The following is an 11,983-nucleotide window of genomic DNA, read 5'->3' as shown; positions in this document are numbered from 1 at the left end:
CTGAATTCTGCTGTATATCATGTCCGTGGAATTGCCCAGCAAAATTCCCTACATCCCAGAAATAAAATTAATTTTGCGGGGATCTGCCTTTTTTCTCTTCCTCTGCGTCCTCAGCGCCTCTGCGGTTCGATTCTCATGTTGATTGTGAAAGTGCAGTAGCCCATCATACAAAGTCTCAACTGCGGCAATATTAACCTTAGAACTATATCAACAAGTAAAACTCCATAGATGCTTGAACACTAAAGATAGCCATCTATGGTATAGAAATGTATAGAATCTTGTAAAGATATAAAATATAGTCGTTAAATGCACACATTTCTCGCTTCTTCCTCAATGCAGCTGTCTGTACCACCAAATCACTTTCAGCCTATGAAGATTGTCGCACTTGGGGACAGCTTAATTTATGGATTCGGCGACCCGGAAAAAGGAGGTTGGATTGAGCAACTACGGCGATGGTGGATGTTGCCGGATAGTGCCGGTCATGTTCTTTATAATTTAGGGGTAAGAGGCGATCGCACGCAACAAGTAGCACAAAGGCTAGAAGTTGAATTTCGCCACCGGGGTGAACTGCGAAATCGTGTTCCCGACTTGATTATTTTATCAGTAGGCGTGAATGACTCAGCCCGGTTGGCGCGTCCCGATGGCCGAAGTTACACAGATTTTACCTTATTTGAAAAGGAAATTGCTTCTCTGCTAGATTTAGCCCAGCAACTCTGTCCTGTGTTATTTGTAGGCATGGTGCCAGTAGATGAAGCCAAGATGCCATTTTTAGATTGTTTTTACTATAATCATGCCGACCAGTACCGCTACAAAGAAGCAACTCGAATTGCTTGCAGCAAACGGCAGATTCCCTATTTGGATATTTTTGAGCAATGGATGGGACGCGGTGAAAGTTGGCGACTCAAACGCTTGAGTGAAGATGGACTTCATCCCAATACACTAGGTTATCAAGCTTTGTTAGAAGATGTAATCAATTGGGATGCCATACCTTCAATGGACTTTGCCAATGCAGCTTACCATTCTAAATTTGATTATCACCTTAAACCATCCTAATAATATAGATGTGTTGGTGCTTTGGGGGTAGCCGATATTCTCGTATTTGCCATCCTCGCAAAAAGCACTACAATCTTCCTAACTTTTTAATGAAGCGAGTCAAAATATATCTATAAAAACTCTAATTTCTCTATATTATTCATAACTCCTAACTCAGCACTCAGCACGGGCTAAACGCCCCGCTTCCGCTAACAGTACTCAGCACTCCTATGACACCAACTTTATTTGGTCGCTGGCAAACTCGATTATTATTACTGGCAACTGTCGGCGTACTCGTATCTTTGCCTTTTGCAATTGGTTTGATTGGTTCTAGTGCTAACTCGGTTTATTTTTGGATACTTGGTTATGTCGCCGTCTTTGGCTTAGGTTGGGATGTACTTTATAACTATCTCCAAAAATCCCGCTGGGACAGGGATTGGCCCGCAGCCTATCAATTATTAGCTGGTATATGGGAATTAGTATTTTTGTTTTGTGGAGTCAAACTGTTTGGCTTTTTACCAATACCTTTACCGAAAGAAAAACTACCGTTAGCAGTTTTTTTGTTACACTATAGTGTCGTGTGGCTAGCAATTTTTATTAGTTCACAAAGCCTGATGCGAGTTATCTTTCCCCGTTGGCGTTTCCGGGGTGGGGAGTGGTTATGAAAAAGCAAAGAAGGAACCTCAATAAATAGATTTTAAAAAATAAAGTAGTGAGTAATACTTAAGTTAAGAAATAATAAATAAAAAGAATTACTTAAACAGCTATGGTTAGAGTCAATCGGTTGGTTCATCCGAACCCCTCAAGATTACTGAGGACGCAGAATCGCCCATTAACATGCTCATTGACGACAGAGATTGGGCTGATTAACTACAGTCAGTCGGAAGAAGCGGTTCGCCATAGACCCAATACACCAGAGGAATGTATGCCTTATCTAACGGCAGAATCGGTGAGTTGGGTCGATATACAGGGGTTGGGGCGCGAAGATATCCTACAACAATTTGGAGAAAGATTTAACCTTCATCTTTCGCTTCTCGAAGATATCATGAACGTGCCTCAGCGTCCTAGATTTGAGGATTATGATGACCAGCTATTAATAATTTGTCGCATGGTCAAAGCGGATGATCAGGGTAAGGGCTTTGACCGTCAACAGGTGAGCCTTGTCTTAGGATCAAACTATGTACTCACAATTCAGGAAGGGTTTGACCACGATAGTTGCTTTAATCCATTACGCGATCGCATCTGCCGTGACAAAGGGGCTATCCGTAAACAGGGATCAGACTACCTGCTCTATTGTCTAATTGATGTGATAATTACTGGTTTTTTCCCAGTACTGGAAGACTATGGCGAACGACTCGAAGAACTCGAACATGAGGTCGTTCGTTCTCCTAATCGCTACACCCTAGAGAGAATTTACGAGATGAAGCGCGAGTTGCTCATGCTGCGGCGATCAATTTGGCCTCAGCGCGATGCTATTGATCGGCTGATGCGAGAAGATTCAGATCTGATTGGGAATGAGGTGCGAGTCTGCTTGCGCGATTGTTATAACCACGCAGTGCAGGTGGTCGATATGGTAGAGACTTATCGGGAGCTTGCTTCTAGCTTAATGGAGGTTTATCTCTCCTCAATGAGCAACCACATGAATGAGAATATGCGCTTCCTGACTGTATTTTCAACAATCTTTTTACCCCTGACATTTATTGCTGGTGTCTATGGGATGAACTTTAAATCCATGCCTGAGTTGGAGTGGGACTGGGGATACCCTCTCCTTTGGCTGATTATGTTGAGTATTGCTGGCTGTATGCTGTTTTACTTCTACCGCAAGGGCTGGCTAAAACTTAAATGATAAATAACGATCTGCGATCGCACCCAATTAAGAATTCACAGTTACTTAGACTGTCGTATCCCACAGATAATATCATGTCCGGTGAAATACTTATGATTAAGACTGCAAGGGAGCAGGGAGCACGGGGAGAAAGAGTTTTCAGGTTTTTCCACAGATATGGGAATTATAACTAATTAAATGGGCATGATATAACTTCACGGTTTAACGGTAAGCATCACAGGCGGCAGACACCTTCAAACGAAGCTAGAGGTTGCCAATCCGTCCGGTGCAGGCGTTTAATACGTCCTGACCCTGAACCTGTATTTAACCCAATTGAGAACCGCTATATATTGTGTTTCCAAAATTGGCACTTGTACTGATGTATTAATCATCTATAAAAAAACAGGACAAGCTTTGGAGTATGGGGAGATTGTTCAATGCAAAGACGCAAATTAAGGAAGTGCAATGACGAATTTTGATCTGGTTATTCGGCTATTTTTACAACTCACAGTTATTTTAACCACTTGTCGCATTGTCACAATTTTAGGACGCCGCTATCTTGGTCAAACCGATGTTGTTTGCGAAATGATTGCAGGTGTCATGCTAGGGCCATCACTTTTAGGATTGATTGCACCAGATTTTCAGCAATGGTTGTTTCCTAAGCTTCCGATCATCACTGCTGTCGGACTCAAAATACCCAATCCCTCAATGTCGATTTTATATGCTATCAGCCAGATTGGGCTGGTAATTTATATGTTTTTGATTGGTTTAGAGTTTAATACCAAACTCTTAAAACATCATATTAAAAGTGCAAGTTTGCTATCTGCGGCTGGGATTATTACTCCCTTTATTTTAGGAGCGATCGCATCTTTTTGGTTTTATCACAATGGTGATTTCTTTCAACCAAAAGTTATGCCTTGGTCAGCCGCTTTGTATCTGGGTGCATCGATGACAATTACGGCTTTTCCAATGTTAGCTCGTATTCTTTACGAACGCGGTCTTGCACAAACCCGCTTTGGTACTTTGGCTTTAGGTGCAGCATCGGTAGATGATGGAGTTGCCTGGTGTTTGCTGGCGATTGTACTTGCTAGCGTGAAAAATTCTTTGAGTATTGCCATATTAGCAATTGGTGGTGGCATTTGCTATGTGCTATTTGCGATTTTTCTCGGACAACCTCTACTCAAAGCATTCACACGCATGACAAAACGCGAAGGTGTGAACAGACAAACCCTGACTTTAATGTTGATAATTTTGATGTTTTGTGCATGGTTTACCGATGTTACAGGTATCTATGCAATATTCGGTGCTTTTGTGCTGGGGGCAGTGACACCACGGGGAGAATTTGCCCAACAAATTCGCCAATATACGGAGTTTTTAACTACTTCTTTTTTGTTACCAATATTTTTTGTCTTCTCTGGACTAAACACTCAAATTGCATTGGTAAACACACCTACTTTATGGGGAGTAACGCTGTTAATTATTGCGATCGCAATTCTCGGTAAAGGTGTTGCTTGTATGTTAGCTGCAAAATTAGCTGGGGAAAATTGGCGCGAATCTGCAACTATCGGCGCTTTAATGAATGCTCGTGGTTTGATGGAGTTAATCATCCTCAACATTGGTCTAGAACAAGGTATAATTACCCCAACTTTATTCACTATCATGGTTATTATGGCAGTTATTACTACCCTAATGGCATCACCACTGATTGCCTTTTTATTACACAATACAAGCTATGAAAAATCTTCTACTTAAATAAATTTAAATATAAAATTAATTACTTAGTAATTGGGTAAAATTTTCTGCTTTAACATCTGGTTATAGCAATCCTAAATAATTTATGAATAAAAATATCCCTGACTTCTTTAAAAAGTCGGGGATCTGAGCCACTTGGTGGAAAGTAAATCAAATAGGATTGCTATATAAACGTTAATTTGTTTGTAGTCGTGTTTAAGTACTACTACAAACTAACTACCTACCTATTAACTAGTTTTTTTGCTATTGTTAATTCGGAAGTTATTCGAGATGTAGCTCCTAAAATCATCAGAATTCATGTTTCACGGCTGCAACTGCATCGTAACAATAATTCATATAACAACGAAGCACAAATTACTCTTGGTTGTATAGCAAAGTGCTGAGTACTGAGTGCTGAGTGCTGAGTAGAAACCCAGTTAAATCAAGGCTTTTGGCAATCAACATTGTCCTAACCTATGTGGCTACGGCTATATCTAACAAGCTTGACATTTCCCAGTCTTTTAAAGAATTATCTTAGGGAAACCAGATAGTTAATTTTGAGGAAACCATGCACATAGTTATTCTCGTTCTGGTTGAGGTGCTGATTGTTATTGGGCTTTCACGGCTAGTAGGGCTAGCATTCCGTTCCATTAAGCAACCTCTGGTAATTGGTGAGATTGTCGCCGGGATTATGCTCGGCCCATCTTTATTTGGTTTAATTGCTCCCCATCTAGCAGTTACCTTGTTTCCACCAGAAACTTTTCCTTTTCTAAATGTTTTGTCTCAGGTGGGACTAATATTTTTCATGTTTCTGATTGGGCTAGAACTAAATCCTAAATACCTCGGCGGTCAATTAGAAGTAGCAGTTTTAACTTCTCATGTCAGCATTTTGGTGCCGTTTTCTCTAGGAACATTGCTAGCGGTGATACTTTATCCCCTAGTTTCCAATGCAAGTGTATCATTCACCGCCTTTGCTTTATTTTTAGGGGCGGCGATGTCGATTACTGCCTTTCCAGTGTTGGCGCGAATCATTACTGAAAACAATTTACAAGGAACGCGTTTAGGAACTTTGGCGTTAACTTGTGCAGCAGTGGATGATGTCACAGCTTGGTGTCTCTTGGCAGTAGCGATCGCAGTTGCTCGGACTGGTGATTTTGCTGGTGCTGTACCTACAATTATTGCCAGTATAGTTTACATCGGCTTGATGTTGACAGCAGGTCGTTGGTTCCTGCAACGCCTTGCCAAACACTACCTCCGTGCAGGACGACTCAGCCAGGTGCTGCTAGCTGGGATTTATATGGCAGTGGTTGCGTCGGCACTAATCACCGAACTAATTGGGATTCACTTAATTTTTGGGGCATTTTTGCTGGGAGCAGCCATGCCTAAAAATGAAGATTTAGTGCGGGAATTGGCAGTAAAAACCGAAGATTTTGTCCTGATATTCTTGCTGCCCATATTTTTTGCCTACAGTGGTTTAAAAACGCAGATAGGTTTGCTCAACCGTCCCGAATTGTGGCTTTTGTGTGCGTTGGTTTTAGGAGTGGCGATCGCAGGCAAATATGTTGGTACTTATGTAGCTGCGCGTGTCAGTGGCATTCGTAAACGGGAAGCCTCGGCACTCGGTTGGTTAATGAATACTCGCGGTTTAACCGAACTGATAGTACTAAACATTGGTCTAGAGTTAAAGGTAATTTCCCCCTTAATATTTACCATGCTGGTAATTATGGCATTGGTAACTACCTTCATGACCTCGCCACTTCTGGAATGGACATATCCGAAGAAGCTGATTAGGTTAGATGTGGTGGAACCGGAGTTAGAAGCAGAAACGGCTACCAGCGCTACTGATGCCGAAACTTACATTCGTCCCTACCGAATTTTGGTGCCCGTGGCGAATCCAAGTACCCAAAAAGGCTTGTTACAGTTGGCAGCAAGCATCGCTCTCAACTCCCGACATCCCGCCGTTGTTAACCCTCTGAGCTTGATTGAATTTGAAGAAGATTATGCCTTTGAAAGTACGCCAGTTGAAGCAGACCGATTAATTGCCCAGCGTCGGCAGCAGCTAGAAGAATTGATTAATACTCTTGAACCAGTAGAAATACGCTCTCACGTGCGTCCGATCGTTCGCATATCTAGTAATGTGGCACGGGAAACCGCACAGATTGCCGCCCTCAAACAAGCTGATTTAATTCTTGTGGGATGGCATCGCCCAGCTTTTAGTAGCAACCGTTTAGGTGGAAGAGTTGGTCAAATGCTCACTACTGCGCCAGTTGATGTTGCAGTGTTTGTGGACAAGGGAAGCGATCGCTTAGAAAGCTTGTTAGTGCCTTATTCGGCAAATATTCATGATGATTTAGCGTTAATAATAGCTTTAAGACTGCTAATTAACCGTGAGACTTGTGTGTTACAGGTTTTGCAGGTTGTACCCGAAAATCAGCTCAAGGATGAATTGAGTTACGAATTAAATACGATGATGGAGCAATTACCGAGTAGTGTACGCGATCGCATCGAAATCAAAATTGTCCAAGCTCCAGATCCAATCCAAGCTGTAGTCGAAGCCTCAAAAAATGTAGACCTAACAATTGCAGGCACTAGCCGCACTTGGGGTATCGAGCGTCAAACCTTGGGAAGATATACAGATCAACTAGCCATTCAATGTTCCTCTTCCCTGCTGATTACCCGCCGTTACAGTCAAGTCACTGCTCATCTGGCTTCCATGCTTCCTGATGTTAGTAGTCAAGAGCCAACATTGAGGAACTGAGAACATGAATCATTTCAACTTCAAATCTTTAGCTTTTTACGGAGTAGCAATAATTTCAGTGCTACTGTTGTTTAAAACTGTCAGTGTTTACGGAGAAAACAAACTCAAGGCTCCTCCTCCAGTTAATGGTCGGTATCGTCTAACCCTAGCGGAGAATTTGCCTAACTGTGAAAAATCGGATACTCTGACGTTAAACATTGAGCAGTCAGGTATTTACTTAAATGCCTCTGTATTACCGACAAACGCTAACGCCGACACTGACGAAAAGCACTCTCTGGCAGGCATCTTCAAAAATCAACAATTAAATTTATCTGGAAAAGTTGGTAAATCAATCCTTTGTAATATTCCTCGCCCCCAAAACGATCCTCTAACCTCAGTCACAATTCAAATGCAACTTGTGGATAAAGATAAGATGACAGGTCAATTAACCGTAAATAGTATTCCACAAACTCTGAAATTTACTGCTGTGCCTCAAAAAGCTAATTGAATTGGGGAGTAGGTAGAGACGCGATGAATCGCGTCTACGGGATTGTCAGCGCGAAGTAAACAGCAATGTGAGCGCATTGTATGGGTTTTATGGAGCAAATAAACAGAATGGATCGAGGACTAAAGACTAAGCCATTTTATCAATGGGGCAAGCAGCTATTTAGCATCAGTATATTAGGCTTTTATGCAGCGATCGCCCTCGAAACTTGCACTACTGCTGCTACACCAGGGGCAAAGCTAAATAATTGGCGTTTTTCTCCCAAGACACAGCAACTCGAAATCACCCTCTCAGCAGGCACAACCCCTCGTTATTTCTACTTGGCACAACCCTCTCGTCTAGTTGTAGATTTACCGAATACTAAGTTGGGCAAAATTACCACGCAACAAAATTATTCTGGAGCCATCAAAAGCATTCGTATTTCTCAACTGAACGCAAACGATACACGCATTGTCCTAGATTTAGCAGCAGGGACTGTTTTTAATCCCAAACAGGTACAACTGCAACCCATTTCCCGAAAAAACCCCACTCGCTGGGTATTACGTCCGGTTATTTCTGGTAAAAAAACTACTGCCGTAAAACCAGGAAAGTCTGCACCTTCAGCCAAGAAACAACCTCAAACACTCCAAAAGCCGCCTAGTAACCCACCTGTAACTACTAATCCGCAATCGCCCTCACTCACAGTTCCGACTCCATCCAATCAACTGCCCTCAACTACTACTAACTCAGGGCAGCCTTTTGTCACCGTACCTCCTTTAAATCCAAATACATCCTCTCAACAACCTGCTTCGATTCTTCCCCCTGCTTCTTTCCCAAATCAACCCGATAATTTAAATAACATTCCTCCTTTGGGAATGTCAGAATTTCCAGTTCCAACAATCCCCAATGCTCCCAATCCCCCGATCATTGAGTTTGGTCAACCTTTACCTAAAACTAAATAAAAATTGGGAATTGGGAATGGGGCATGGGGCATGGGAAATCGAACCAATGCCCCATTTGCTATGCGCTATGCCCTAATACAATGAATTATTTTTTTCCAACTAATTCCTTTACCTTGTTGATGATGCCGACTGGATCGATACCTTGATATGGGTACTGTTCCCACAAACCGCCGCAACCTTCTTTATAAGTTCCAAGATGGGCATATTTGGGAGTCAACCCCCGCTCTAGCAGCCAGGAACCAAAACGACTACCTAAGCCAGTGCGACGGTTGAAGGGTTCTACTACAAGCACGAAAGGAGCATTACCAACTTTGGTAATTATTTCTTCATCAATGGTGTTTAAAGTTGTTTTGCTAATCAAACCAACGTCTAACCCTTCTTGCTTCAGACGCTCTACAGCATCAACGGCACGATAGAGAGCATCGCCAAAACTGATAATGTAGCCTTGCGTCCCTTCTCGTATAACCTCATCTTTACCAGGAACAAATTTGTAGCCACTTCCAAAGAAGTCATTGCCGTTGCTGTCCTGAATATTGGGCACTTTGGAACGGGTGGAGAAAATAAACCGCAGTCCCGGCTCAAAGAACACAGCTTCTACACAAGCTGTCATTTGATTATTATCTGCCGGGAAGTACAACTGTGTTGGGTAGCCATCATCCAAGCCATTGTCAGCAAACATATTATTTATACCAAAGTGGCAGCTGTTATCTGCCATGTCATCTATACCCGCATGGGAAAAATGACACAGAACATTGGAATAGTTCAGCCGTGCCATCGTGATTTCTGAGATACACATTTCTAAGAAGGCGCTGAAGGTCGCAAAAATACCTTGCTTGCCCTCGTCCATCCCGAATCCGGCCATAGCAGAGAAGTTGCTCCGTTCCATAATGCCGGAGGAAATAAAAATTTCTGGGTATGTTTCATGAATTATCTTCAAACCGCAGGAGCCTTCTAAGTCGCTATCAATAACCTTGACTTTTTCTTTACGCTCCGCTTCACTCATGCGACTGAGGACACCCACCACGGCTTCACCAAACACACTACGGTTAGCGCCCCATTTGTCACCCGAACCCAGAAACGTATATGTTTGTTTGGGTTTCTCAATACTTTTAAGGTATTCGACAGCCGCAGTTTGTCCGCGAGATTCTAGATACTTAACTGCTAAATCCACAGGAATTACATCATGGCCATGAATGGAACCTTCTAAACCTTCAATACCAGGACACATCGGGCGTTTATTGATTAGAGCGATCGCTCCGGGAGTATTCACAGCTTCGCTCAGGCGACGGTATAAATCGTCTAAGTCTTCCCCGTCTCCCTGAAGTACTTTTAACCCGTGGCCTTCTAAGGTTTTGGCGACACTAAAACCAGGTAAATATTTAGAAGGATGTCCGGCGATCGTGACATCATTATCATCAATGAGCAGCTTGACGTTGAGATGTTGAGCAACAGCCAAGCGAGCAGCTTCAGCATCATTGCCTTCTTGCTGCGAACCATCAGAACCGAGACAAAAAACAGCCTTGCCTGGATTCGCCATTGCCACACCATTGATGTAAGGCCAAATATGACCCAGGCGGCCAGAACTAAATTTCACACCAGGAGTTAGTTTTAGTTCCGGGTGTCCCGGTAAATTGGAATGTGCTTGCCGATAACGTAAAAGTTGCTCGGCAGGTAAATCACCATGCAATGTTGCCATCAGATATTGAGTGGCAACTCGATGTCCTGCCTCATCAAAGAAAATCGGTACAAATTGCTCCGATGCTCCCCGGAAAAAGGCATCAAGGATCATCACCTCTGGCACTGTATCGTATGGCCCGCCAGTATGACCGCCGACTCCGCTAGCAGCGCCAGTCGCTGTAAAAAAGACGATCGCATCTCGGCAAAGTTGAATATTCGCTTTGAGAGTATCTCGTTGTTCGACGGTGAGGCTGGAATTTGCGGGATTGAGCGCTAAAGGTTTGTAGGCACCGAGATCAATTGGAAATTGGGTGTTCATAATAGTCATGGTTTCTTGATTGAATAAAAAACAATTTGAACAGACGGGAGGCGTGATCGCACTACAAAAAAAATTGTTAAAACCCCGATGGGCAACAATTATCCAAACATTTCCCAAGCTCAAGTCAACCACTTGGAACCATTATGGAACCATGTAGTTTCATCAAATGCCAAAATCAATACATTCAATTGTGCATGAATGTGCTTGAATTCAATTGAAGTTACGGATTACCGTACAAAGACTTGCATATCAATAAGTATAAACTCACAAACGTGCAATTTAAAGCCCAAAAGCGCATTTTCAGGAAAATTAATTATGCTAACTGCTGAACGACGACAATTTATCTTAGAAATTCTGCGTCGTGATAAAAAGGTACTTTCGACAGAACTTAGTGCTGTTCTCAAAGTTTCTGAGGATACGATTCGGCGAGACTTGCGAGAACTGGCAGAAACGGGACTATTGCAACGCGTTCATGGGGGAGCGCTCCTTAAATCTCCAGCCACCGCTAGTTATGCCGATCGCCAAAAGCAAGCGCCAAAAGAAAAAGAAGCGATCGCTCGCACAGCAGCAAAATTAGTTTGTACAGGACAGGTGGTAATTTTAGATGGAGGTACGACAACTCTCCAAGTAACCCGTCATTTGCCCCTAGATTTGCACGCAACAGTGATCACAAATAGTCCGCCAATTGCCGTTGCTTTAGCAGAACATCCCCATATAGAGGTTGTGATGTTAGGTGGACAACTCTACAAAAAAGCCTTGGTGAACGTGGGTACTGTCACAATTGAGACATTACGGATGATTCGTGCAGATTTGTGTATGTTGGGGGTTTGCAGTTTGCATCCAGAAGTTGGGATTAGTGTACCTAACCTAGACGAAGCCCACGTCAAACGAGCCATGATTGCGGGATCGGCTGAGGTAGTCGGATTAGTGACAGCAGAAAAATTGGATACAGCTGCTCCTTATCTAGTGGAGTCTATTCATGCCCTGACTTATCTAGTAACTGCACCGACAGTATCTAATAATATGCTGAGTGCCTATAAAGCTTTAGGTTTGACCATTATACGTGATGAGTATGAGTGAGCTGATGAAGGCAGATGCGATCGCGGGGGACTGGGGAGCAGGGGGAGATGGGGGAGATGAGGGAGCAGGGGGAGATGAGGGAGAAGAATTAATAACCAATAACCAATCCCCAGTCCCCAGTCCCCAATGCCCCAAT

9 protein-coding genes are annotated in these 11,983 nt (G+C 43.0%); 8 read left to right on the top strand and 1 reads right to left on the bottom strand.

Annotated elements, in window-relative coordinates; all coding sequences use genetic code 11:
• The first annotated feature begins 306 nt into the window (after positions 1–306).
• The 7 genes from HWQ58_RS30590 to HWQ58_RS30560 all read left to right on the top strand — a co-directional run bounded on the left by HWQ58_RS30590 (position 307) and on the right by HWQ58_RS30560 (position 8,771).
• Positions 307–1,053, top strand: coding sequence for a GDSL-type esterase/lipase family protein (locus HWQ58_RS30590; RefSeq protein WP_292871372.1), 747 nt, complete (start codon positions 307–309; stop codon positions 1,051–1,053).
• 209 nt (positions 1,054–1,262) lie between these two features.
• Positions 1,263–1,697, top strand: coding sequence for a hypothetical protein (locus HWQ58_RS30585; protein ID WP_292871370.1), 435 nt, complete (start codon positions 1,263–1,265; stop codon positions 1,695–1,697).
• Between the two features lie 179 nt (positions 1,698–1,876).
• Positions 1,877–2,878, top strand: a complete 1,002-nt coding sequence (corA, locus tag HWQ58_RS30580; protein ID WP_292871368.1) for a magnesium/cobalt transporter CorA — start codon at positions 1,877–1,879, stop codon at positions 2,876–2,878.
• 444 nt (positions 2,879–3,322) lie between these two features.
• On the top strand, positions 3,323–4,609 hold the full coding sequence (locus tag HWQ58_RS30575; protein ID WP_292871366.1) for a cation:proton antiporter: 1,287 nt from the start codon (positions 3,323–3,325) through the stop codon (positions 4,607–4,609).
• Between the two features lie 547 nt (positions 4,610–5,156).
• Positions 5,157–7,346, top strand: a complete 2,190-nt coding sequence (locus HWQ58_RS30570; RefSeq protein WP_292871364.1) for a cation:proton antiporter — start codon at positions 5,157–5,159, stop codon at positions 7,344–7,346.
• A 4-nt stretch (positions 7,347–7,350) separates the two neighbouring features.
• Positions 7,351–7,833, top strand: coding sequence for a hypothetical protein (locus tag HWQ58_RS30565; RefSeq protein WP_292871362.1), 483 nt, complete (start codon positions 7,351–7,353; stop codon positions 7,831–7,833).
• A 107-nt stretch (positions 7,834–7,940) separates the two neighbouring features.
• A complete protein-coding gene (locus HWQ58_RS30560; RefSeq protein ID WP_292871360.1) occupies positions 7,941–8,771 on the top strand; it encodes an AMIN domain-containing protein in 831 nt (276 codons plus the stop codon).
• Between the two features lie 85 nt (positions 8,772–8,856).
• Here HWQ58_RS30560 and HWQ58_RS30555 read toward each other — a convergent pair whose 3' ends face one another.
• Positions 8,857–10,776: a transketolase C-terminal domain-containing protein gene (locus HWQ58_RS30555; protein ID WP_292871358.1), complete on the bottom strand. Its 1,920-nt coding sequence runs from the start codon at positions 10,774–10,776 to the stop codon at positions 8,857–8,859.
• 306 nt (positions 10,777–11,082) lie between these two features.
• Here HWQ58_RS30555 and HWQ58_RS30550 point away from each other — a divergent pair, with 306 nt between their 5' ends.
• Entirely contained in the window at positions 11,083–11,847 is a 765-nt protein-coding gene (locus tag HWQ58_RS30550) for a DeoR/GlpR family DNA-binding transcription regulator (RefSeq protein WP_104906232.1), read from the top strand.
• The last annotated feature ends 136 nt before the right edge of the window (positions 11,848–11,983 follow it).

This window comes from Nostoc sp. LPT (genome assembly GCF_017115165.1).
Taxonomy (GTDB): domain Bacteria; phylum Cyanobacteriota; class Cyanobacteriia; order Cyanobacteriales; family Nostocaceae; genus Nostoc.
Note: the sequence above shows the minus strand (reverse complement) of the source record. Positions and strands in the feature narration are given on the sequence as shown.